The sequence below is a fragment of the Eikenella sp. NML99-0057 genome (assembly GCF_001648535.1).
Classification (GTDB): domain Bacteria; phylum Pseudomonadota; class Gammaproteobacteria; order Burkholderiales; family Neisseriaceae; genus Eikenella; species Eikenella exigua.
On sequence record NZ_LXST01000006.1, the window covers coordinates 166,413 to 189,842 of the forward strand.

22 protein-coding genes and 1 pseudogene are annotated in these 23,430 nt (G+C 57.0%); 10 read left to right on the forward strand and 13 right to left on the reverse strand.

Annotated features, from left to right (window positions below):
* The first annotated feature begins 160 nt into the window (after positions 1–160).
* Positions 161–3,760 carry a bifunctional proline dehydrogenase/L-glutamate gamma-semialdehyde dehydrogenase PutA gene (gene putA, locus A7Q03_RS07990; protein ID WP_067448838.1) on the forward strand — a complete coding sequence of 1,200 codons (3,600 nt, stop codon included), beginning with the start codon at positions 161–163 and terminating at the stop codon, positions 3,758–3,760.
* Positions 3,761–4,077: 317 nt separating this feature from the next.
* Here putA and A7Q03_RS07995 read toward each other — a convergent pair whose 3' ends face one another.
* The 5 genes from A7Q03_RS07995 to A7Q03_RS08015 form a co-directional block, all read right to left on the reverse strand.
* A complete protein-coding gene (locus A7Q03_RS07995) occupies positions 4,078–4,944 on the reverse strand; it encodes a DUF808 domain-containing protein (RefSeq protein WP_067448965.1) in 867 nt (288 codons plus the stop codon).
* 317 nt (positions 4,945–5,261) lie between these two features.
* Positions 5,262–6,095 carry an HlyC/CorC family transporter gene (locus A7Q03_RS08000; RefSeq protein ID WP_067448840.1) on the reverse strand — a complete coding sequence of 278 codons (834 nt, stop codon included), beginning with the start codon at positions 6,093–6,095 and terminating at the stop codon, positions 5,262–5,264.
* A 1-nt stretch (position 6,096) separates the two neighbouring features.
* A complete protein-coding gene (gene ybeY / locus A7Q03_RS08005; RefSeq protein ID WP_067448842.1) occupies positions 6,097–6,624 on the reverse strand; it encodes an rRNA maturation RNase YbeY in 528 nt (175 codons plus the stop codon).
* A 106-nt stretch (positions 6,625–6,730) separates the two neighbouring features.
* Positions 6,731–7,561, reverse strand: coding sequence for a hypothetical protein (locus A7Q03_RS08010; protein WP_067448844.1), 831 nt, complete (start codon positions 7,559–7,561; stop codon positions 6,731–6,733).
* Between the two features lie 384 nt (positions 7,562–7,945).
* Positions 7,946–9,421 carry an aldehyde dehydrogenase family protein gene (locus tag A7Q03_RS08015; RefSeq protein ID WP_067448845.1) on the reverse strand — a complete coding sequence of 492 codons (1,476 nt, stop codon included), beginning with the start codon at positions 9,419–9,421 and terminating at the stop codon, positions 7,946–7,948.
* Between the two features lie 354 nt (positions 9,422–9,775).
* Between A7Q03_RS08015 and A7Q03_RS08020 the strand changes: the two genes are divergently transcribed.
* A complete protein-coding gene (locus tag A7Q03_RS08020; RefSeq protein WP_067448847.1) occupies positions 9,776–10,852 on the forward strand; it encodes an Ldh family oxidoreductase in 1,077 nt (358 codons plus the stop codon).
* 66 nt (positions 10,853–10,918) lie between these two features.
* Here the strand turns inward: A7Q03_RS08020 and A7Q03_RS08025 are convergent, their stop codons facing one another.
* From A7Q03_RS08025 to A7Q03_RS08035, 3 genes are all read right to left on the reverse strand, one after another.
* Positions 10,919–11,395 carry a low molecular weight protein-tyrosine-phosphatase gene (locus tag A7Q03_RS08025; protein WP_067448848.1) on the reverse strand — a complete coding sequence of 159 codons (477 nt, stop codon included), beginning with the start codon at positions 11,393–11,395 and terminating at the stop codon, positions 10,919–10,921.
* 15 nt (positions 11,396–11,410) lie between these two features.
* On the reverse strand, positions 11,411–11,794 hold the full coding sequence (locus A7Q03_RS08030; RefSeq protein ID WP_067448849.1) for an MAPEG family protein: 384 nt from the start codon (positions 11,792–11,794) through the stop codon (positions 11,411–11,413).
* Positions 11,795–12,176: 382 nt separating this feature from the next.
* Positions 12,177–13,082 (reverse strand): LysR family transcriptional regulator, encoded by a 906-nt coding sequence (locus tag A7Q03_RS08035; RefSeq protein ID WP_067448850.1) that lies wholly within the window; start codon positions 13,080–13,082, stop codon positions 12,177–12,179.
* 165 nt (positions 13,083–13,247) lie between these two features.
* Here A7Q03_RS08035 and A7Q03_RS08040 point away from each other — a divergent pair, with 165 nt between their 5' ends.
* Entirely contained in the window at positions 13,248–14,399 is a 1,152-nt protein-coding gene (locus tag A7Q03_RS08040; protein ID WP_067448852.1) for an alpha/beta hydrolase, read from the forward strand.
* Positions 14,400–14,532: 133 nt separating this feature from the next.
* On the opposite strand, the pseudogene A7Q03_RS08045 reads toward A7Q03_RS08040, so the two are convergent.
* From A7Q03_RS08045 to A7Q03_RS08050, 3 genes and pseudogenes are all read right to left on the reverse strand, one after another.
* Positions 14,533–15,280: pseudogene (locus A7Q03_RS08045) on the reverse strand (class I SAM-dependent methyltransferase).
* A gap of 56 nt (positions 15,281–15,336) precedes the next feature.
* Entirely contained in the window at positions 15,337–15,477 is a 141-nt protein-coding gene (locus tag A7Q03_RS10640) for a hypothetical protein (RefSeq protein ID WP_231863713.1), read from the reverse strand.
* 69 nt (positions 15,478–15,546) lie between these two features.
* A complete protein-coding gene (locus A7Q03_RS08050; RefSeq protein ID WP_067448854.1) occupies positions 15,547–16,086 on the reverse strand; it encodes a hypothetical protein in 540 nt (179 codons plus the stop codon).
* Positions 16,087–16,181: 95 nt separating this feature from the next.
* Between A7Q03_RS08050 and A7Q03_RS08055 the strand changes: the two genes are divergently transcribed.
* The 7 genes from A7Q03_RS08055 to A7Q03_RS08085 all read left to right on the forward strand — a co-directional run bounded on the left by A7Q03_RS08055 (position 16,182) and on the right by A7Q03_RS08085 (position 20,420).
* A complete protein-coding gene (locus A7Q03_RS08055) occupies positions 16,182–16,814 on the forward strand; it encodes a 4'-phosphopantetheinyl transferase superfamily protein (protein ID WP_067448856.1) in 633 nt (210 codons plus the stop codon).
* A gap of 256 nt (positions 16,815–17,070) precedes the next feature.
* On the forward strand, positions 17,071–17,817 hold the full coding sequence (locus A7Q03_RS08060) for a beta-ketoacyl synthase chain length factor (RefSeq protein ID WP_067448858.1): 747 nt from the start codon (positions 17,071–17,073) through the stop codon (positions 17,815–17,817).
* On the forward strand, positions 17,796–18,578 hold the full coding sequence (locus A7Q03_RS08065; protein WP_067448860.1) for a 1-acyl-sn-glycerol-3-phosphate acyltransferase: 783 nt from the start codon (positions 17,796–17,798) through the stop codon (positions 18,576–18,578). Before A7Q03_RS08060 ends, A7Q03_RS08065 begins: the two co-directional genes overlap by 22 nt.
* Positions 18,571–18,831, forward strand: coding sequence for a phosphopantetheine-binding protein (locus A7Q03_RS08070; protein ID WP_003771002.1), 261 nt, complete (start codon positions 18,571–18,573; stop codon positions 18,829–18,831). Before A7Q03_RS08065 ends, A7Q03_RS08070 begins: the two co-directional genes overlap by 8 nt.
* 82 nt (positions 18,832–18,913) lie before the next feature.
* Positions 18,914–19,174, forward strand: a complete 261-nt coding sequence (locus A7Q03_RS08075) for an acyl carrier protein (RefSeq protein WP_067448862.1) — start codon at positions 18,914–18,916, stop codon at positions 19,172–19,174.
* Positions 19,171–19,710: a hypothetical protein gene (locus A7Q03_RS08080; protein ID WP_067448864.1), complete on the forward strand. Its 540-nt coding sequence runs from the start codon at positions 19,171–19,173 to the stop codon at positions 19,708–19,710. Before A7Q03_RS08075 ends, A7Q03_RS08080 begins: the two co-directional genes overlap by 4 nt.
* 50 nt (positions 19,711–19,760) lie before the next feature.
* Positions 19,761–20,420, forward strand: coding sequence for a DUF6707 family protein (locus A7Q03_RS08085; protein WP_153705523.1), 660 nt, complete (start codon positions 19,761–19,763; stop codon positions 20,418–20,420).
* 116 nt (positions 20,421–20,536) lie between these two features.
* Here the strand turns inward: A7Q03_RS08085 and A7Q03_RS08090 are convergent, their stop codons facing one another.
* Both A7Q03_RS08090 and A7Q03_RS08095 read right to left on the reverse strand, forming a co-directional pair.
* Positions 20,537–21,877, reverse strand: a complete 1,341-nt coding sequence (locus A7Q03_RS08090) for a pitrilysin family protein (RefSeq protein ID WP_067448868.1) — start codon at positions 21,875–21,877, stop codon at positions 20,537–20,539.
* A gap of 128 nt (positions 21,878–22,005) precedes the next feature.
* Positions 22,006–23,316: a pitrilysin family protein gene (locus tag A7Q03_RS08095; RefSeq protein ID WP_067448870.1), complete on the reverse strand. Its 1,311-nt coding sequence runs from the start codon at positions 23,314–23,316 to the stop codon at positions 22,006–22,008.
* Between the last annotated feature and the right edge of the window lie 114 nt (positions 23,317–23,430).

Genomic DNA, 23,430 nt, shown 5'->3' on the forward strand with positions numbered 1-23,430 from the left:
TTAACCACCCCCTCCCCTGCCAAACATTCTTTCACATTATCCGCAGTTTGGTTTATGATGCCGTTTTACCGATGTTCAAACCAAGCAGCTATTCATAACGAAACAGAGGCTACCTGAAAAGCGGTTTATCGGGCAGCCCCACCAACCACGGAGACCAACCATGTTCCAGTTTGCCCATCCCCAACAAACCAGCCTGCGTCAAGCCGTTACCGATGCCTACCGCCGCGACGAAGTTGAAGCCGTGCAGGATATGCTCGAACGCGCCCAGATGAGCCAAGACGAGCATACCGCCGCCGACCGGCTCGCCCGCCGGCTGGTGAAGCAGGTGCGCGAAGAGCGGCGCCGCGCCAGTGGGGTGGACGCATTGATGCATGAGTTCTCCCTTTCCAGCGAAGAAGGCATCGCCCTGATGTGCTTGGCCGAAGCCCTGCTGCGCATTCCCGATAAAGCCACCCGCAACAAACTCATCCACGACAAAATCTCCGGCGGCGACTGGAAAAGCCACCTCGGCAACAGCCCCTCTTTATTTGTAAACGCTGCCGCCTGGGGTCTGCTGGTAACCGGCAAACTTGCTGCCGCCCCCAGCGGGCAGAGCCTCGGCAACGCGCTCACCCGCATCGTGAGCAAAGGCGGCGAGCCGCTCATCCTCAAAGGCATAGACTACGCCATGCGCATGCTCGGCAAACAGTTCGTTACCGGCCAAACCATCGAAGAAGCCCTGAAAAACGGCAAAGAACGCGAAAAACTCGGCTATCTCTATTCCTTCGATATGCTCGGCGAAGCCGCCATGACCGAAGCCGATGCCGAACGCTATTATCAAGACTACGTCAACGCCATCCACGCCATCGGCCAAGATGCCGCCGGCAAAGGCATTTATGAAGGCAACGGCATTTCCGTCAAACTCTCCGCCATCCACCCGCGCTATTCCCGCACCCAGCACGGCCGCGTGATGAGCGAGCTGCTGCCGCGTATGAAAGAATTGTTCCTGCTCGGTAAAAAATATGATATCGGCATCAACATCGATGCCGAAGAAGCCAACCGCCTCGAACTCTCGCTCGATTTGATGGAAGCCCTGGTTTCCGACCCCGATCTGGCCGGCTACCACGGTATCGGCTTCGTGGTGCAGGCTTATCAGAAACGCTGCCCCTTCGTGATCGACTATTTAATCGACCTCGCCCGCCGCAACAATCAGAAGCTGATGATTCGACTGGTAAAAGGCGCATATTGGGACAGCGAAATCAAATGGGCGCAAGTGGACGGCATGAACGGCTATCCCACCTACACCCGCAAAGTCCACACCGACATTTCCTACTTGGCCTGCGCGCGCAAACTGCTGGATGCGCAAGACGCTGTGTTCCCGCAATTCGCCACCCACAATGCCTACACCCTGGCCGCAATTTACCAAATGGGCAAAGGCAAACAGTTCGAACACCAATGTCTGCACGGCATGGGCGAAACCCTATACGACCAAGTGGTCGGCCCACAAAACTTGGGACGGCGCGTACGCGTGTATGCGCCGGTGGGCACGCATGAAACCCTGCTGGCCTACTTGGTGCGCCGCCTGTTGGAAAATGGTGCGAACACCTCGTTTGTAAACCAGATTGTGGATGAAAACATCAGCATCGACACTCTCATCCGCAGCCCCTTCGACACCTTGGCCGAACAAGGCATTCATCCCAACAACAGCCTGCCATTGCCGCGCAATCTGTATGGCAACGAACGCCTCAATTCGCAAGGCCTCGACCTGAGCAACGAAAGCACGCTGCAAGAGCTGCAAACCGTTATGAACAATGCCGCTGCCACGCCCTTGCATGCCGTGCCGCTTTTGGCCGTGGCCGCCCCAACCCAGGCCGCGCATGAAGTGCGCAATCCGGCCGACCACAGCGAAGTGGTGGGCAGCGCCGCCTTCGTGGAAGCCGCTGCCGTGCCGGAAATCATCGCCGCCGCCAAAGCCGCCGAAAGCAGCTGGGCTGCCGTTTCCGCCACCGAATGCGCCAACATGCTGCGCCGCCTGGCCGACCTGATGGAAGCGCACATGCCCGAGCTGATGGCCTTGGCCGTGCGCGAAGCCGGCAAAACGCTGAACAACGCCATCGCCGAAGTGCGCGAAGCCGTGGATTTCTGCCGCTACTACGCCGACGAAGCCGAACACACGCTACCTGAAAACAGCCAAGGCGTGGGCACCATCGTTACCATCAGCCCGTGGAGCTTCCCGCTGGCCATCTTCACCGGCGAAGTGGTGGCCGCATTGGCCGCAGGCAACACCGTGGTGGCCAAACCCGCCGAACAAACCAGCCTGATCGCCTACCGCGCCGTGCAGCTGATGCATGAAGCCGGTATTCCGCGCAACGTGCTGCAGCTTGTGCTCGGCGCGGGCGATGTGGGCGCTGCCCTCACGCAGGACGAACGCATCAACGGCGTGGTGTTCACCGGCTCCACCGAAGTGGCTCGACTCATCAACCAATCGCTCGCCCGCCGCAGCGGCCAGCCCGTGCTGATTGCCGAAACCGGCGGCCAGAACGCCATGATTGTGGACAGCACCGCGTTGGCCGAGCAGGTATGCGTTGACGTACTTGCCTCCGCCTTCGACAGTGCCGGCCAGCGTTGCTCCGCCCTGCGTATTTTGTGCGTGCAGGAAGACGTGGCCGACCGCATGGTGAATATGATTCGCGGCGCAATGGACGAATTGCGCGTGGGCAATCCTGCCGAGCTGAGCACTGACATCGGCCCAGTTATCGACGCCGAAGCGCAGGCCAATCTGCAAAGCCACATCGATCGCATGAAAGGCATCGCCAAATCCAGCTACCAAATCAGGCTACCTGAAAATGCCGATAACGCCACCTTCATCGCGCCCACCCTGTTTGAATTGAACAATTTGAACGACTTGCAGCGCGAAGTGTTCGGCCCGATCCTGCACGTTATCCGCTACCGTGCCGACGAGCTCGACCAGCTCATCGACCAAATCAACGCCAAAGGCTACGCCCTCACCGGCGGTATTCACAGCCGCATCGACGGCACGGTGGAACACATCCGCCGCCGCATCGAAGCCGGCAACCTTTATGTGAACCGCAACATCGTCGGCGCCGTAGTGGGCGTGCAGCCTTTCGGCGGCCACGGCCTCTCCGGCACCGGCCCCAAAGCCGGCGGCCCCTTCTACCTACAACGCCTCAGCCGCCTCGACAGCTGGCGCACGCCCCCGCTCACCCGCAGCGGCCAGGCCGACGAAGACGCGCTCAACCGCCTGCAAACCCTGCTGCAAAGCCTACCGCTCACCCAAGAGCAGAAGCTGGACTTGGCCGGCAGCCTCGGCCGCGCCCGCGTACACACCCTGCGCCAAGCCGAGCAAGTGTTGCGCGGCCCCACCGGCGAACACAACGTGTTGAGCTGGCAGGCGCCCAAACGCGTATGGCTCTACGGCGGCGGCCTGCCGCAAGCCTTCGCCGCCTGGATTGAGCTCGCCGGCTCCGGTATCACCGCCCTCGTGTCCGACCAGCATCCATTGGCCGCCTACGCCGAACAGGCTCCCGACCTGCTGGAAACCTCAGCCACTCCCGCTTCCGCCGGCATCAGCCACGTGGTTGCCCTGGAGGAATTGCCGGTGGAACTCAAACAGACACTGGCCGGCAGCGACGGCGCACTGGTGCGCATAATCAACGCCCAACACGGCGTGGACGTGCTGCAGCTGTTTGAAGAAACCTCCTGCAGCATCAACACCACCGCCGCCGGCGGTAACGCCCACCTGATGGCCGCAGGCGATTAAACCAGCGTTTGTGCTAGAAAAAGGCTACCTGAAAGTTTCAGGTAGCCTTTATTACTGTGCAAATGAGAATGGAGCAAGGCGGCAAGCCGCAGACAGTACCGCTAGAACGGCCGGCAAACCAATGCTGCAGCATTCTTGTTTGCATTCACTATATTGAAAATATCAAATGCTTTGCTCGATGTTAAGTATCCGGCCTATCGTGTAGATAAGAAAAAGGCTACCTGAAACTTTTAGCTTCGCAGGAACTTTGCTGCGCTGTGTTTTGACTGCGTTGAAGCTGCGTTTTCAGGTAGCCTTTCGTTGCGCTATGCGCCAAATCAATCCTGCCGCCGCTTTTCCCACAATTTCATCAGCGGCAACACCACCGCGCAGGCAACCGCGCCCACGACGAGGCCGGTGATTAGGTAGGTGAGTGTACTGGTGAGGCCGCTGTCCCAGTGGTGTTCGTGCAGCCAATGGTGCAGTGTGCCCCAATTATGGGCAAAAATGCCGCCGCCCACGAGGAACATGGCCAGCGTGCCAACGATGCTGACACCGCGCATAAACCACGGCATAAACAAAATAAGGGCTTTGCCAACCGCAGCGGTGGCCGGGCGGCGCATCAGGGCGAAGCCGAAGTCATCGGCCTTCACGATCAACGCCACGATGCCATATACAAACACGGTGAGCCCGATGCCAATAAGCAGCAGGCTGATGATTTGGGTGGTGAGGCTGGATTCGGCCACCACGCCCAGGGCGATGATGACGATTTCGGCGGAGAGGATGAAGTCGGTGCGGATGGCGCCTTTGATTTTGGCGTTTTCGTCGATCAATTCGTCGGACACGCTGTGTGTGCTACCGTCGCGGCGGTGCATCAGCTTGTGCAGCAGTTTTTCCACACCTTCAAAGCACAAATAGCCGCCGCCGAGCATTAAGAGCGGCGTAATCAGCGCGGGCGCGAATACGGAAAGCAGCAGGGCGGCAGGAATCAGAATCAGCTTGTTCACCAGCGAGCCCTTGGCCACCGCCCACACGATGGGCAGCTCGCGGTCGGCGCGCACGCCGGTTACTTGGTTGGCATTGAGCGCCAAATCGTCGCCCACCACGCCGGCAGTTTTTTTGGCGGCCACTTTAGTCATCAAGGCCACGTCGTCGAGCACGGAGGCGATGTCGTCGAGCAGGGTGAGGAGGGAGGAGAAAACCATATAGAAGTATCTTTGGGAAGAATGCTGCGGCATTATACGGGCGTGTCCGTGCCAAAGGCTACCTGAAAGGCATCAATCATGATTTCAGGTAGCCTGCCCAAAACAGATTGCAACAAACATGGGATGGCCGGGTTGGCTACCCGCCCGCAGCCATATAGCCAACCAACTGAACTTTCGCTATCGCGTTGGTTTGCCTTGCCGTACTTCTGTACTGCCTGCGGCTTACCGCCTGGTATCGAAAGTCAATTTGGCCTGCTATAACAAAGGCTACCTGAAAAATGGGAAATCCGGTTTCAGGTAGCCTTTATCGTGCGGGTTTATTCGGGCTTGGTTTTCACCGCCATCAGCGTGTGCAGGCGGCGGTTGTCGGCGCGGGCCACGGTGAATTGCAAGGGGCCGATAACGGCTTTTTCGCCGCGCACGGGCAAATGGCCGAGCTCTTTAATCACCAGCCCGCCGATGGTGTTCACTTCTTCGTCGCTGTAGTCCGTGCCGAAAAATTCGTTCACGTCTTCGATTTCGGTAACGGCGTTGATGCGCCAGCGGTCGGGGGAAACAGCGAAGATATTATCCGCGCTGCCGTCTTCGTCGAACTCGTCTTCGATGTCGCCCAAAATCTGCTCGATCACGTCTTCCAGCGTTACCAGACCGCTGATGCTGCCGTATTCGTCCACCACCACGGCCAGGTGGTTGTGCATATCGCGAAACTCTTTAAGCAACACGTTCAACGGCTTGCCCTCGGGCACAAACACGGCCGGGCGCAGCACGTTTTCAAGCTTGAACTGTTCGGGATTAAGGGTGTATTTGAGCAGGTCTTTGGCGTGCAGGATGCCGAGCACGTTGTCTTTGTCGTCGGCAATCACGGGGAAACGGGAGTGGGTGGTGCCCACCACATAGGCGATGATGCGGCTGATGCTGTCGCCGGCTTTCACCACATCCATCTGGGCGCGGCTGATCATGGCGTCGCGCACTTCCAGCCCGCGGAAATCAATGATTTTTTCCAGCCATTGCTGGGTGTCTTCATCGAAGATTTTCTGTTCGCGCGCTTGGCGCAGCAGGGCGAGTATGTCTTCGGGGGAATCGGGGCTGTCGCCGGCGAGGCGGCCGAACAGCCGTTCAAAAAATCCGGGCTTGGCCGGGTGGTCGTCCATTTCAGTCTGCATCCTGTGCGTAGGGGTTGGGGTATCCTAACTGATTCATCAGGCGGATTTCAAGTGCTTCCATGGCTTCGGCTTCATCGGGCTCGATGTGGTCGTACCCCATCAGGTGGAGCACGCCGTGCAGGGTGAGGTGAGCGAAGTGTGCTTCTAAGGTTTTGCCTTGTTCGGCAGCCTCGCGCGCCACCACCTGCGGGCAGATGACTAGGTCGCCGCGCAAAACGGGCAGGCTACCTGAAAGCTCGGCCAAAGCGGCCTGCTCGCCTTCATCCAGTGCAAAGCTGAGCACGTTGGTGGCGTAGTCTTTTTGGCGGTAGTCGCGGTTGTAGGCGCGGGCGGTTTCTTCATCGAGCAGCAGCAGGCCGATTTCGGCACGGCGGTAGCGCGATTTCACGGCCTGCCATGCCCAGCGGCGGAATTGCGTCTCGCCCGGGCTGCCGGGCGGCTGGGTTTGGTCGGCAAAATACAGTTGCAGGCGTTGGCGCAACAGGGCGGGAAAGGGGTAACGTTTGGCGGTTTTCATGGGTTGGAGTGGGAAAGAAAACGGGCGCTATTATAGCGGGAAAGGCTACCTGAAAACCCGGAAATGCGTTTTTCAGGTAGCCTCTATTTTATGCCAAAATCACACGCTAACATTCCGATGTTGCCGTTTCCGCTGCCCGCTTCAATTCGGCCGCTAGCTTACTTTTCTCTCCCTTGCTCAAGCCTGCCACCGCCACCAGCTTTCTATCCAACGCCACCGGCACGCCGCCGCCATTGGGCACGAAAGCCAGCAGGTAGTGCTGCCCACTGGGGGTTTGAAACGTCCAAGCACGGTTTTCTTGTTTGCCGAAGCTGAGGCCGATCTTGCGGGTTTTGCCATCGATTTCGGCTTGATATACCGCGTCTTTACCCGCATTACCGGTATTCAGGCAGGGCACGGCGGCCAGCTGCCAAGGCTGGGCTTCGGGTCGGTTGATGGCGGCCAAAATCCGGCGGTAGCGCGGCACACGCACTAGCGCGACATAAAACGCGGCGCCAATCATCAACAGCCCCAGTCCGCCAAACAGCAGCACACCCATGCTGCGGTTACCCACTTTTTCCACCGCCACATCCAACGTCAGGCGCGAGGGATCGTTGGCATCAGCCAGCGCACGGGTGTAAATATCGCCGCCGGTACCGAAAAAGCTAAATGATTTTTTCACCGTATGACCGCGGTACGTGATGGTGGTGTTGCAGCTGGTGAAGATGGATTTGCGAGTGGTGCATTCACCATCGATCCGCGCGTTTACTGGTACGGCGTGTTGGCCGATTTGGTAGTCTTGATAAATTTCGGTGGCGACATGACTCTGCCACGCAACAAATATCGCGCCCACCGGCAGTAGTAGCAGTGCCACCAAAGCCATCATAATCGGCCGATGCGGCCCGATGCCGCGCATTTTGAAGGGCTTAACCGGCATGGAAAAAGGCAGAATGTACATAAATGGTTCTCCTCGAAAAATAAATGGCACTATAGCTGAAGCAGATTTCTCCATACAAGGTGGTTAAAGCTGTATGACAGAAATATTTAAGCTATACTGAAATACTTATTTCTTCCTACTGCGTTGGTTCGCCTTGCCCGTACTAGCTGTACTGTCTGCGGTTCGCTGCCTGGTATGACTGCGGTTCGCTGCCTGGTATGAAGAAATAATTATTTCAGCTATATATTAATTTTTAGGTAGCCTTTAAACAGGAAGCGTGATGCGCAAAGGCTACCTGAAAATCACAAAACACGCAGATAGTCTATCGACATAGCAACGCCCATCAATCACACAAAAAAGCTGCCGGGATACCAGCAGCTTTTGCGTTGCAATCAAGCAAAGCAATCAATACATGCCTTCACGCTCTTCACGGGTAGAGATATAGATGTTTTTCACCTGAGTGTAGGCTTCGAGCATCATTTTGTGGGTTTCGCGGCCGATGCCGGAAGTTTTGTAGCCGCCGAAGGGAGCGCCGGCAGGCAGACGGTTGTAGCAGTTCACCCACACGCGGCCGGTTTCCAGGGCGCGGGATACGCGCAGGGCGCGGTTGATGTCGCGCGTCCACACACCGCCGCCGAGGCCGTATTCGCTGTTGTTGGCCAGCTGGATAACTTCTTCTTCGGTTTTGAATTTAATCACGGTAGCCACCGGGCCGAAGATTTCTTCTTGGGCGATGCGGCTGTTGTTGCTGTCGGCAGCAATCAGAGTGGGCTCAACAAATTCGCCTTTGCCCAGTTCGCCTTCTACTTTTTTACCGCCGGTGATGATGCGGCAGCCTTCTTGTTCGCCGATTTGCACATACTTCAGAATAGTGTTGAGCTGACCGGCGTTCACTTGTGCGCCCATCTGGGTGTCGTCTTCCCAAGGCAGGCCGACTTTCACTTTCTTAAACTCTTCAGACAAGGCGGCTACGAATTTGTCGTAAATGCCTTCCTGCACGAAAATGCGCGAACCGGCACAGCACACTTGGCCTTGGTTGAACAAAATACCTTTTTGCGCGCCTTCCAAGGCTTTGTCGAAAGGCATGTCGTCGAAGAAGATGTTGGCAGATTTGCCGCCCAACTCCAGAGTAGAAGGAATCAGCAGCTCGGCAGCGGCGATGCCCACGCGGCGGCCCACTTCGGTAGAGCCGGTGAAGGCAAGCTTGTTGAAGCCTTTGTGGTGCAGCATGTATTCGCCGGATTTGCTGCCTTTACCGGTAATCACGTTGAGCACGCCTTTGGGCAGCAGGTGGTTGATTTTTTGGGCGAAAGACAGCAGGCTCAGTGAGGTGTTGGAAGAGGGGTGGATCACGATGGTGCAGCCTGCGGCCAGCGCGGGAGCAATTTTCCAGGCGGCCATGAGGAAGGGGAAGTTCCACGGAATGATTTGGCCAACTACGCCGATGGGCTCGCGCAATACGATGGAGAGATCTTCTTCATCCAGTTGGTTGGCGCTACCTTCTTCGCCGCGAATTACGCTGGCGAAATAGCGGAAGTGGTCGGAGGCCAGCGGGATGTCGGCGGCGCGGGTTTCGCGGATGGGTTTGCCGTTATCGAGCGTTTCCTGCAGGGCGAAGAGTTCGGCATTCTCATCAATCACATCGGCGATTCGATTCAGAATAGCAGCGCGCTCGGCGGCGGTGGTTTTGCGCCAGGTTTTAAACGCAGCCTGTGCAGCGGCCACTGCGGCATCCACATCGGCGTCGGTGGCGTCGGTGAATTTAGCCAAAAGCTCGCCGTTGGCGGGGTTGTGCGATTCCAGCAGGTTGCCGGGCTTTGTCCACTCGCCGTTGATGAGCAGACCGTATTCGCGGTCGAAAACGTTCAGATTTTTAGCCATTTCGTTGGTTCTCCTAAACAATAGTATGAGGCTGGCCGCCCCATTTCCGATAACATAGACAGCATCCTGTGATGCTGTGCGTGCAGCATATTCTTTTTTTTTAAGCCTTTCAAGGATACATCTTGCCAAAGTAGGTTTGTTTACAGATTAAAGGCTACCTGAAAGTGCAGCTTCAACAAGGTTAAAACCGTCACTTGCTACCACTTTCAACGCAGGGTTTGCATTGGTTGCCGTCTGGGATGAAAATCGCGGTATAATAAAGATATAACAAGCCTGCCGCCAAGGCAGTGAGTAGGCGAACACATCAGGTTGGAACCAGTTTTTTGTTGCCGCAGAAGCGGAGGAGGATAAACAATGCAAACGATTAAAAAAATTGATGCTGCAGCCCTACGTGCGTTCACCGAGGCCGCCTTTAAGGCTTACGGCTTCGTGCCGGAAGAAGCGGCGCAGATTACCGATGTGCTGGTAGCCGCCGACCTCTGCGGTGTGGACACGCACGGTTCGCAGCGGCTGGAAATGTACCGTCAGCACATCAATGGTGGCTTCGTACACATTGGCGCCAAACCGGAAACTGTGTTTGAAACGCCCGTATCGGCAGTAGTGGACGGCCACGCTGCAATGGGGCAGCTTGTGTCGCGCTATGCCATGCTGCTGGCCATCGATAAAGCCAAACAAAGCGGCATCGGCATGGTGTCGGTGCGCAATTCCAACCACTACGGCATTGCTGCCTACTACAGCAGCATGGCCGCCAGCCAAGGCTTGGTGGGCATTTCCATGACCAATTCCTTCCCCATTGTAGTGCCCACCTACGGACGCACCCCGATGATGGGCACCAACCCCATCGCCGTGGCCATTCCCGCCAGCCCGACCGATTTCAGCCTCGATGCCGCCACCTCTGTGGTTGCTTTCGGCAAACCCGAGGTATACCTCAAAAAAGGCTTAACCGCTCCGCTTGGCTGGGCAATTAACAGCCAGGGCGTGGACGAAACCGACCCGCAGATTATTGTGGAATGCGTGCGCCAAGGGCTGGGCGGCGGCATGTATCCCTTGGGCGGCAGCAGCGAGCTGTTTGGCAGCCACAAAGGCTATGGTTATGCCGTGCTGGTGGAATTCTTCTCCGCCTGCCTCTCGCAAGGCACCACTTCCAACCACACCATGAAAAACAGCCATGCTGGCATCTGCCACTATTTCGCTGCCTTCAACCCGGAAATCTTCGGCGATGCCCAAGCTATCCGCAGCCATTTCAGCGCCTACCTGCAAGAGCTGCGCGAATCGGCAAAAGCCGCCGGCCAAGAGCGGATTTATATCCACGGCGAAAAAGAAGCCGAATGCTGCCGCGAACGCAAACAAAGCGGCATCCCCATCCTGCCCAAAACGCTGGACGAAATGCGCCGCTTGGCCGAGGAACTCGGGCTGCCGTTTGAGTGGTAGAGCTTCGATACGGCAGTAATAAAGGCTACCTGAAAAACTTTCAGGTAGCCTTTTAGTGTTTGCCTGCTAGGACTGGTTGGCCAAATCTTTTTCAATCTTATCCAGCAGCGCGGTGCAGCAGGCGGTGAGGATGCGGCGGGTTTCGTTGAAGTTGCCAGTGTACCACGGGTCGGGAACGTGGCTGTAACCGCTATCGGGCAGAAGGTCGGTTATCTTGAATATTTTGCCGGGGTGGCGGCCGAAGCGTTGTTCCAGTTCGGCTAGGTTGTCGTCGTCCATGGCCAGCAGGTAGTCGAAACCGGCCAAATCCTGCGCACGCACGCGGCGGCTCACAAAGCCGCTGCTGTCGATACCTTCGTCGGAGAGGACTTCCAGGCTGCCGCAATGCATGCCTTCGCCGTCGTGCCAGCCGGATGTGCCCGCACTGGCGGTGTGCACCGGCAGGCCGCGGGCGGCCGCCATGCTGCGGCAGAGATATTCGGCCATCGGCGAGCGGCAAATGTTGCCCAAGCAAACGAACAAAACCTTAACGGGGCGTTCCATAAGGCTACCTGAAAATCAAATGGCGGCAATAAACAAAGCCACGATGCACAGCAGGTTCACACCGAACATGGCCGAGCGCAGCGTGGCTTTATCGTTGATGTAGCAATAGATAAAGGCGATGCGGCTGGCCACGAAGAGCAGCGCCCAGAAATTGATGGTGAACTGGGCGGCGTTGCCGGTGGCGTGGGCGATGATCACGGCGGCGGCAAACGGAGGGAAGATTTCGTAGCTGTTTTGCTGTGCCGCATCGGCGCGCGCGGCCTTGCCTTGGGCGCGGGCCAGGAAGGCGCGCGGGTTGTGGTTGTCGGCCGGGGAAAATCCAGCGCGGTATTTGGCATAGGCGGTGCAGAAAATGGGCAGGAAAATGGCGAAGAAGATGCACCAGTAGGCTAAGGTCATGATGTGTTTGCTCTTAAATATAGCTAAAGCGCTTATTTCCCCTGCCTGTACTGCCTGCGGCTCGTCGCTCGGTATGAGAAAATCATTGCTTCAGCCGTAATTGGTTGGAAAGATTGGTTTTGTGATAGGCAGGATTATACACTGGAGAAGAATAGACAGGCTGTTTCAGGCAGTATGCCACGGAATCGGTTGCTGCAATGATTGCAGGCTACCTGAAACTTAAGCTGCGCAGAAACTGCGCGGTGTTTTGACTGCGGTGAAGTTTCGCTTTCAGGTAGCCTGAAAAGTGTGTGTGATTAAGTCGGGCTGGTTTTCGCGCTTGGAGGCCGTCTGAAAAGGAGGTTAGCGATAACTGATGACTATCCTTGAGCTTGCCGGATTTTCAGGTAGCTTCTTTATCATACATTTCCCGCAACACCTCCGTCAGCCAGTCGAACACCTTTAACATGCGCCCGGAAGTTACTGTGCGTTGCGGGCGGTAGATATAGAGTTGCCACGGGCGGCGCGGGATTTCGGGGAAGAGTTCCACCAGTTCGCCGTTTTGCAGGTGGGTTCGGCACAGATGTTCCGGGATATAGGCCGCAACGCTGCCTGCCAGTGCGGCGGCGAGTTCGTTGGCAGGGTCGTCTGTGATGAAGCGGATGTTTTTCGGAAAAACGTGCATTTCTGCGTTGAGCGGCCAGCCCCACGGGCGGTTGGTGTTGGCGTTAATGAGTGACGATGCGGGGAAACGGCCGGTTAATTCGTCTAGGCTTCGCGGCGTGCCGTGGCGGGCGAGATAGGCGGGGGAGGCGACGATTTTGTCGGTGATGTCGCAGATTTTTCGGACAATCATCAAATCTTCCGCCTGTGTCCCGATGCGGATGCCGATATCGATTTGGTTTTCCACCGCGTTAAGTTTGGTATCGTTGCTGCGCCAATCGATATAAAGTTCGGGATAGTCGGCGCATTTTTCCAGCAGGCGGGCGAGTATGCGGTTGTTATCGCTCCAATGCGGTACGGTGATACGGACGATGCCGCGTATCTCGTCTTTTTCTTTGGCGGCAGAAAACAGGTTTTCGCTGTCAGCAAGGAGCTGCTGGGCGCGCGGCAGGAAGGCTGCGCCAAACTCGGTCAGGTGGATATTGCGTGTGTTGCGGGTAAAAAGCTGTTCGCCGAGGTGTTGTTCCAATTCGGCAATCACGCGCGTTACCACCTGCGGCGAAACGGACAGGCGCAGCGCGGTTTCGCGGAATTGCAGGGTCTCGGCGGCGGAGCAGAAGTATTTTAGGGCGTTGAGTTTGTCCATTTTGATTTCAAGAGATTGATTCAGGCAGTCTGAAAACCTTTTCAGGCAGCCTGCACCTTAATTGTTCCAAATTTTAGAATTAACAATTCAGATTTTATTCATTGTTTGCCAAACAGTCCATCCCTATAATGCACTCATTCGATAAGCAAATCGCGGAATAACCCCATGAAAAACCAAGTTAAAAAATCATTCCTGAAAACTGCTGCCGCAGCCGCCGTTGCATTGACTTTGTCCGGTCCTGCGCTGGCAGACGTGTCCATTACCCCGATGAAAGGAGTTCAAACTATGCAGCTTACCCAAGAATGGGACAAAATTTTCCCCCGGTCCAATAAAGTGGAACACCACAAAGTAACATTCAAAAACCGCTACGGCATCACATTGGTTGGTGATTTGTATGTGCCGAAAAATATCCGTTCGGGTCAGAAACTGCCTGCAATTGCGGTAGCCGGCGCGTTCGGTGCGGTGAAGGAGCAATCCAGCGGTCTATATGCCCAAGCGATGGCAGAACGCGGTTTTGTAACCTTGGCATTTGACCCGTCCTACCTCGGTGAATCCGGCGGTGAACCGCGCAATATGGCGTCGCCCGACATCAACACCGAAGACTTTTCCGCCGCCGTTGATTTCCTCGGCCTGCAAAACTTCGTGAACCGCGAACAAATAGGCATCTTGGGCATTTGCGGTTGGGGCGGCATGGCGTTAAATGCCGCTGTGGGCGATACCCGCATCAAAGCCGTCGCCACCAGCACCATGTACGACATGTCCCGCGTGATGGCCAACGGCTACGAAATCAACATGAAGCAGAACGCACAAGGCGGCTACGACCGCGCCCAGCCGCAAATGGATGCCGAAGCGCGCTACCAAATGAAAGTGCAATTGAACAACGGCCGCTGGGAAGCCGTGCAAAACGGCTACGCCACTCTTTCGCCCGCCAACAACCTTGACCCGGCAAAAGACATCACCGCCGACACACCGAAATTCATCGCCGAATACGCCAATTTCTACCGTGCCAAACGCGGCTTCCATCCCCGCGCGGTAAACTCCAATCCGCAAGGTTCGTGGGCGACCACCGTGCCGCTGGCGTTCATCAATATGCCCATCCTGCAACGTGCCGGCGAATTGCGCGCCCCCGCTTTAATCGTACACGGTGAAAAAGCACACTCACGCTATTTCAGCGAAGACGCGTTCAAATCTCTGGGCAGCAAAAACAAAGAGCTGTACATCGTGCCGGGTGCGAACCACACGGATTTGTATGACAACACCCGAGGCAAGATTCCGTTTGATAAGTTTGAGCAGTTCTTTAAAGCAAATCTGCATTAAGGTCGTCTGAAAGGCTACCTGAAAGCGTAAAAGCAGCCTGCACTTTTTTGTAACGAGTGCAGGCTGCTTTTTATTTTTCAGACGACCTTTTCAGATTTCGAGCTCGTCTGAAAAAGCAAATGTGGCGGCTGTATCAAACAGGTTTGCGGAAGGTAATGCAGTAAAAGCGGTTGTTCCACAGCAGCCGCGTTTTCTTTTCCTGTACGGTTTTGGGGATGCAGTTTTCGATTTGTGTCAGGTCGAAATCGGTGTCTTGGAAGTAGTTACGCGTGAATAGGCTTTTTTTGTATTGTTGTTGGATGAAGTCGGTGGTTTCGTCTGCGATCATGATTTTGGTGCCGGGCTTGGCGACGCGCAGTATTTCGTTGATGGCTTTTTGTTTGTCGCTGAAAAAATTGATGCCGCCCACATGGAATACGACGTCGAACAGATTGTCGGCAAAGGGTAAGTCTTCGGCGTTGCAGTGTACCAAGTCTAAGCCCGCCGCTTTTTTCCGCCATACGTTGCGGCAGCGTGCCAACATGCCAAGCGACAGGTCGGCGCCGGTTAAATCCAGCGCGGTGGGGTTGATGTTGGCGGGCAGGTGGTTTAAATCGGTACCTGTGCCGATGGAGACGTAGAGCGCAGTGCAGTCCTGCCGCCATTCCAGTTCGCCCATCAGGCTGCGCCGTGTCTCGTTGATGCTGTTGTCGTATTTGAGGCGGTATCCAGCGTTCGCCGAAATCGTACCAACGGGCAAAGCGGTTATACATTTTCATGTATTTGGCATTGTCACCCGTTACGCTGTCGGAATCGAGGCACAACAAGATGCCGTCTTGTTCGGGCGGAAGCTGGTTTTGCAGGGCGGGTTTGAGTTTTTGGATGAGTTTGGCGGAAGGCATGGTGTTATTCCTGTGGATGGTTGCAACAGCTTGAAAGGCCGTCTGAAAACCGTGCTTCAGGTTTCGTTAAAATTATACCCCAGCCCGTGATGGGTGTTGATGGTGTGCAGGTCGGAGGGGCGGTATCCACCCTGTGTGAGCGGCAATTCCTGCACTTGGTGGCGGATGCAGCAGGCGGGCGCGTAGTCATGCCACATGGGGGCGGCATAAAGGCTACCTGGAAACCGCATCAACAGTTTTCAGGTAGCCTTTATGCCGCAGCCGACTTAGCGGGCGATGTTGCCGCGCATCACTACGCGGGCGTGGAAAGTGCCCACTTCGCAGTCGTACTGCCCGCCGTGCAGCACTTGGCGGTTGTAGTAGCTGTGGAAGTTGCTCACGCGGCTGCCACCACGGGCTTGGGCGGTTTGCTGGAATTTATGGGCGGCGTTGATAAAGGCGCGTTCGCAGGCGGCTTCGTCTGATTTGTTGGAAGCATTGGCTGCCTGACGGGTGGATAAATTAGCCTGAATCACGCGGCCGCCGCCGCCGAAGCTCACAGGCACATTGGGATTGAGCAGACTTTTGGCTTCTTCGGAAGCCAGCACGGCGCGGCCAGAGCAGCGGTACACTACTTTGCGGCCGCTGCGGTTGGGGTCGTCGTCTTGTAGCAGGCGGCACACGCGGCCGGTGGTTTGGCTGGTGGCATGGGCGCCGTTGCGGCCGCCTTGACCGCTTGTGTTGTTCGGCGCACGGTTGTTGTTGCAGCCGGCGAGGCCGAAAGCGGCTACAATTGCAGCCGCCAGCATGATTTGGCGAGATTTCATATTTGCTCCCTTTTAAGCTGGGTTGGAAAACTGGAAATTCACGGCCAATCAACCGCGATTTCACAAAGTTTAAAGTATATTAAAAAACCTTGCCTATGCCTACCCGCCCGCCGCCGCAACACACCATCCGCCTCTATCTGGCCGCGCCCGACTGCGCCGCGCGCTACCCCGCCGGGCTGCTGGATGAGGCCGACTGCGCCCATCTCTCTCGCCACCTTGCCCGTGTGGCGCAAACCGGCTGGCAGGTGAGCCGCTTTCTCAAGCAGCAGGCGGCGGCAGACGGTTTTTCAGGTAGCCTCAGCCACAGCGGCGGCCATGCCGTGCTGGCGGTGCCGTCTGCCGATTTTCCCGTTGGCGTGGATTTGGAACGGCTGCGCCCGCGCCGTTTCGATGCCTGGCCGGATTGGGTGCTGCATGCAGACGAAGCACGCTGGCTGCAACAGCATGCCGAATTGGCCGATTATTATGCGTTGTGGACGCTGAAAGAGGCCTTGCTCAAGGCCACGGGGCAGGGGCTGGCGGATATGCCGCAAACCGGATTGCGGCCAAACGGGGACGGCTGGCGGCTCTGTGCAGGCGGCCGGTTTTGGCAGGGCGCGGTATTTCTACTGGATGGAGCTTGGTTGTGCAGTGTGGTGTGGCCGCAGGAAGTAGCAGCGGAATGGGCTTGGCACGGCTTCGGCGAATGGCAGGCGGTGGAAAAGCGGCTGCTTTATCGTTTTGTTTAGGCGCTTTGGTTCTTTCAGGTAGCCTCAAATTCGCGGGCAGCCAATGTGGAAACCTCAGAAATCAAGGCTACCTGAAACTTTTCTTTTCGCAGAAACGCTGTTCACATTTTTCAGCCCGCTCGTAAGATGCCTGAGTGCCGCATTCTTGTTATAATGCACCATCTTAACTGTCCTTAACAGGCTGCCTATTTTGAAAAAGGCTACCTGAAAGCGAAGCTTCAACGCAGTTAAAACGTAGCTTCAACGAAGTTAAAACATGACCGCCGATTTCCGTCTCCGCTTTTCTATCCAAAGCTGGCACGCCGCCTCCACCCGCCTGCACACAGGCGAAGACTGGGCCGCGTGGGCATCAGGCCGCTTGAACGCCGCCGATTTGCCCGACACGCCGCCGAAGGTGGATTTCCTGCCCGCCATGCAGCGGCGGCGGCTCGGTCTCTCGGCACGACTGCTGTTTGCGGCGGCGCATCCGCTCTTGGCGGAAGGCGAACCCTGCCCGCTGGTGCTCGCCTCACACGATGGCGAAATCAACCGCAGCTTCGGTTTGTGGACCATGCTTTTGCGCGACAACGAAGTTTCTCCCACCTCTTTCGGCCTATCCGTGCACAATGCCCTGGCCGGGCAGTGGTCGATGCTGCGCGGCGACATGAGCGAATACACCGCGCTTTCCGTGCGGCAGAGCGGCTTGGAAACCGCCGTGCTCGAAGCCGCCGGCCTGCTGGCCGATGGAGCGGAGCGCGTGTTGGCAGTGGTGGTGGACGAGCCCTTGCAGGCGCAATATCCCGCCACACCGGCCGAACGCGCGCCCTTCGCCCACGCGCTCGCGCTGCTGCTTACCGCCGGCGAAGAATGGGAACTGTCCCCCGCCGTGCACGATGTCGGCGGCATGGCAAACTGCGGTTATTGGGGCGCGCTCGAATGGCTGCGGCAACAGCATTCAGGCAGCTGCCAGTGGATAAACCATTACGCAGACAAGGCTTGGCAATGGCAGCGGCTTACCCCTTAAGCGCCCGCCTAAACCGCCTGTGGCGATTGCTGGCCACCGGGCTGGGCTTCGTGTTTTTCGGCGTGTTCGGCGTGCTGCTGCAAATCGTGCTGCTGCCCTGGCTGCTGCGCCGTTCGCCCATGTTGGCGCAGCAGAAGCAGGCGCGGCGCGTGGTTACGCGCACCTGGCTGTGGTTTAGCTATTATTTGATGCGCTCCGGCATTTTGAGTGCGGAATTTGAAGTCTTCGAGCGGCTCGGCCGCCCCGGCCAGCTGATATTGGCCAACCATCCCTCGCTGCTGGATGTGGTGTTCCTGCTCGGCCGCGTGCCCGAAGCCAACTGCATCGTAAAAGCCGATTTGCAGCGCAACCCGGCCATGGCCGGGCAAATCCGCGCCTGCGGCTACCTGCCCAATCAGGAAGACTTGGATTTTGTGGAAGCCGTACACGAAGTTTTGCAGCAGCAATGCCTGTTGGTATTCCCCGAAGGCACGCGCACTGGCTGGGACGGTGTGGTGAGATTTCATCGCGGTGCGGTGTCCATCGGCCTCAGAAGCGCGCAGGTCATCACCCCCGTGGTGATTAAAATGCAGCCGCCAAACTTCAAAAAAGGCCAGCCGTGGTACAAAATCCCGCTGCAAAAACCGGCCTACCGCTTTATCGTCGGCGACGACATCAACCCGCAGGACTGGTTAAACAAGCACCCCTTGCCCATCGCCGCCCGCCGCCTCAACGACCACCTGCAACAATACTTCAACGAAAGAAGCCAAGAAAATGACTGATTTGAAACAAGAAATAAAACAACTGATTATCGACAGCCTCGGCCTGGAAGACCTCACTCCCGCCGACATCGGCGATGAAGAAGCCCTGTTCGGCGACAGCGGCCTCGGTCTCGATTCCGTAGACGCACTCGAACTCGGCCTGGCCGTGCAAAAACATTTCGGCTTCCAGCTCGACGGCGAAAGCCAGGAACTGCGCGACAGCTTCGCTAATGTGTCCACGCTAGCCGCCTTCGTGCAGAAACAACGCGGCTAGCCGAAGCAGTATGATCAAGGCTACCTGAAACATAGGTCGGGCATTCCTGCCCGGCCGCCACCCATCATTATAAGGAACACCCATGACCGAAACCGAAATCCGCGCCTTCCTATTCGACATACTGGAAAACATGTTTGAAATCGACACCAGCAACGTAACCGGCAGTACCAACCTCTACGAAGACCTCGAAATCGACAGCATCGACGCCATCGACCTGCTCGACCAAATCAAACGCCAAACCGGCTACAAACTCCAAGCCGACGATTTCCGCAACGTCCGCACCATCGACGACGTAGTTGCCGCCGTGTCCAAGCTCTACCAAGAAGCCAAGCCCGAAGCGTGAAAACCGCCGCCAAAATCCTGCTCGGCATCTTGAGCGTACTCTACCCCCTGCTCTGGTATTACGGCCGCAAGCAGGGCTGGTTTTATCCGCTGGCCGGTTTCATGCTCCTGCTCTGGCTCGCCCGCGCCGCCATGCAACGCGATCCCGGCCAGCGGCGCGTTTCCTTGCTGGTGGCCGCCTTCTTCGCCGCCATCCTCCTTTTGAAGCGGCCCGGCAGCATGTATTGGTATCCCGTGTGGGTAAACGGCCTGCTGCTGCTGCTGTTTGGCCTCAGCCTCACGCAAAAACAAAGCCTGATCGAACGCCTCGCCCGCCTGCAACATCCCGACCTGCCACCCGAAGGTGTGGCCTACACCCGCCGCGTTACCCAAATCTGGTGCGGCTTTTTCATCCTCAACGGCAGCCTCGCCGCCCTGCTCGTGCTGCTCGAACAATACCGCTGGTGGGCAGTCTACACCGGCATCATCGCCTACATCCTAATGGGCATCCTGATGGGCGGCGAATTCGCCTACCGCAAGTGGGTGTTGAAGTTGTAAAGCCAAACAAAGGCTACCTGAAAACAGAGATAGCGGTTTTCAGGTAGCCTTTGAGCTTATCTGCAAATGAAACAGAGCGTATGCGCTGTCTAAATCGAAACCAAACTGAAGAAATTTTGAATGATGGAGAGGTAAACCTGATGTTTTCTGATTTACTGCTTTCGGACAATTTATCCCCGGCCCAGATGAAAAAAGCGGCGGCGTTGAGCAAGAAATTCAGCCCAACCAACAAAGCCGACTTGGAAAAGGCCTACCACCTGTTATTCAGCCTGTTTTGCACCAACCGCATTCAAGAAACGGAAATCTGCTTAGATGTTTTAACCAAGTTGAAATTCAACGGCAATTTCAACTTGTGGACGTTTATCGAACCTAGTTATTGTTTGAAATTCTTCTTAACCCGTGACGAAAGCGTCAAACAAGAAATCACCCGAATGCTGCGTGAAGACGTGAAATCGAAATGGCATGACGACGACGAACATCAGGAATGGATACAAAAAATTCTGGATGGCGAATCGGTGAAAAATGCGCAAGAAGAGCTAGACCGATATATTGAAGACGGAATAAAAACAGAATATATCTGGCGCGTTAGCTTACTGACAACATATTTGCACGTTTTGGCACTGGGTGCGACAGGCGTGCTGAATCCATCGGTTGTTAATGATGCCATCAATCAGAATCTGGCCAGATTAAGGGAAATAAGTGCGGCATAATCGGTTCTATAAGCAGGCATGTTTTGCCCATACAAAATCCCACACCAAAAAGGCTACCTGAAAGTTTCAGGTAGCCTTTTGTTTGATCACGCTTGGTTCAATCAAGCGGATTGTGCTTAACGCCTTCTGCCGTTGCTGCGGCGTGCGGCGGGTTTGCCGGATTGGGGCATGCCGACCACGGTGGTGTGCAGGCCGGTTACGCGGCGCTGCCAGGCGGCTTTCACTTCTTCGGCGCTCAGGCGGGAAATGGCTGCCGGATAGCGGCTGAGGTAGTCGTCGGGCAGGTTGTAGAGGCCGATGAGTTTCAGGTAGCCCAACAGTTCGGCATTGGTGTCGAAGCGCAGGGGGAAGCTGCCCACGAGATTAGCTTTGGCCTGTGCCAGTTCGGCTTCGGTGGGGCCGTTGGCGGCGAACTCCTGCAACACTTTCTGCGTGTCGGCCAGGGCGGCGGCGGCACGGGATTTCTCGGTGGCGAAGGAGATGGTGAGCGGGCCTTGGGCGCGCAGGGGGGTGAGGCGGGAAGAGGCGCCGTAGGTGTAGCCGTGTTGGTCGCGCAATACTTTCATCAGCCGGCTGTCGAAACTGCCGCCGCCGAGGATGTAGTTGCCCACGGCCAAGGCGTAGTAGTCGGGATCGTTCGGGGTGAGGAGGGGCATGCCCAATACGATGTGCGCCTGGGTGCCGCTATGAGGCAGGGTTTGGGTTTGCACCGCGCCATGGGTGGCTTCGGGCAGGGGCGGCAAGGCTTGGCCGGTGGGCAAGTCACCGGTGAGTTTGCTCACGATTGCTTCGGCCTGGCTGCGGCTGACATCGCCCACAATCGCCACCACGGCGTTGCGGCGGGTGAAATATTGCTGATGGAAGCGATGCAGGTCGGCAGGGGTGATGCGGCGGATGGTTTGCTCGCTGGTGCGGGCGGAATAGCCGTAGGGATGGGTGGGGTACACCTGCCGGGTGTTGGCCACGGAAGCGAGGAAATCGGGTTGGGTGCGGTTTTGTTTGAGGGTTTCCACCGCACGGTCTTGCTCGCGTTTGAGTACGGCGGGATCGAAACGGGGCTCAACCAATACGTCGCGCATCAGGCCGAGGGCAGGGTTGAGGATATCCGGCTTGGAGAGGCTGCGCAGTCGCACGCCGGAGGTGTCGGTGGTGTTGTAGCTGGAAAGGCTTACAGCCAAATCGGCCACGCGCTGGAGCAGGGCTTCTTCGCCCAGGCTTTTAGTGCCGGTGTCGGCCAAGCCGGCGGCGAAATCGGCCACGCCGATTTTGTTGGCGCTGTCGCGGCTGCTGCCGGCATCGAAGGCTACATCGATATCGACAATCGGGTTTTCATGCCGCTCCACCAGCAGCACTTTGGTGCCCTCGGCGGTTTGCCAGCGCTGAATGGGGATATTCTCGGCCAACGCGGCAGCGGGCAGCAGGCAGGCCAGCAGCAGGGTGCGGAACAGGGGTTTCATGGGGATTCACTCCTAAATTTGGATACGGTTTGGGCTGCGCTGAAGCGGGCGCTTTCAGGTAGCCTGTTAATTTAGAACCGGAAGGCTACCTGAAAAATATTCCTACGTTTTCAGGTAGCCTTTGCCGCTTACTTGGATTCGGGATACAGCACCACGGTGGTGTGTTTCTGCGCCAAAAGCCAGCGGGCGGCCTCGCGCACTTCTTCGGCGCTCACGGCCAAGCGGCGGCGGCGGATTTCGTCTTCATCCGTGTAGGAGAAGCCGGCCGATTCCAGCGAGCCGATGTTGGTGGCCTGGGTTTCCATCGAATCTTTGCCAAACTCGCGCGCGGCCAAGCTGCGGTTGCGCACGCGTGCCAATTCGTCTTCGCTTACGCCGTGTTCGGCAATCTGGCGTACTTCATTCAAAAACGCTGCCGTGAGCTGCTCGGGCTTCACATTCGGCGCGGGCGTGCCGCTAAACAGCAGCACATCCGGCGAGCGGGTGAGCATATCGTAGCCCAGCGAGGCTTCCACAGCGACTTTGCGGCCGCGCACCAGATTGCGCTCGATGCGGGCAGACATGCTGCCGTCGAGCACATCGGCCAACATATTCAGCGCATAGGGCAGTTTGTCGTCCACTTTGCGCAGGGCGGGCACCTGAATGGCCAAACCCACCACCGGCGAGCTTACCGGCGCGGTGGAACGGGCGGAACGGTTGGCCGTTTGCGGCGGCTCAGTTAAATCGTTGCGCGCGGGCAGCGGATGGTCTGGCAGGCTGCCGAACAGTTTTTCCGCGTTATCCAGCACTTCGCCCGCCTTCACGTCGCCCACAATCACCAGCGTGGCGTTGTGCGGCGCATACCAGGCGCGGTACCACTGGCGCAAATCTTCCGGCTTGAGCGTGTGCAAATCCGCCTCATAGCCGATAACCGGCGCACGGTTTTCCGGCTTGGCATAGGCATTCAGATTAATCTGTTCCCACATTTTGCCGTCTGGGTCATTATCCGTGGTGAGGCGGCGCTCTTCGCGGATCACCTTCATTTCGTTTTCAAAATCGGCATCGCTGAAATTCAGGTTCACCATGCGGTCGGCCTCCAGCTCCAGCACTTGCGGCAGGCTGGCCACGGCAAATTCTTGGTGATACACGGTTTCGTTGCGTGAAGTGAAGGCATTGTCGCTGCCGCCCAGTGCGGAAATGCGGCGGCTGAATTCGCCGGCGGGCACAGTGGGCGTGCCTTTAAACATCATGTGCTCCAAGGCGTGGCTCAGGCCGGTTTTGCCTGCGTGCTCGTCGGCACTACCCACCTTAAACCACAGCTGCGTAACCGCCACCGGCGCACGGTGGTCTTCGCGCACAATCACTTTCATACCATTGGCCAGCACGCGCGACTGAGTTTCTGCCGCCGCCGGCACCACAGAAGCCGCCAACACAACGGCCACAAGCAATGAACGGAACATAAGTTTTCCTAAAAACGGGAAGAGGCTGCATGATACCGAAATTTTCGGCAAAGGGCACTTGGAGCGATCTGCATAAAGATAGAGGCTACCTGAAACTTTCAGGTAGCCTCTGCC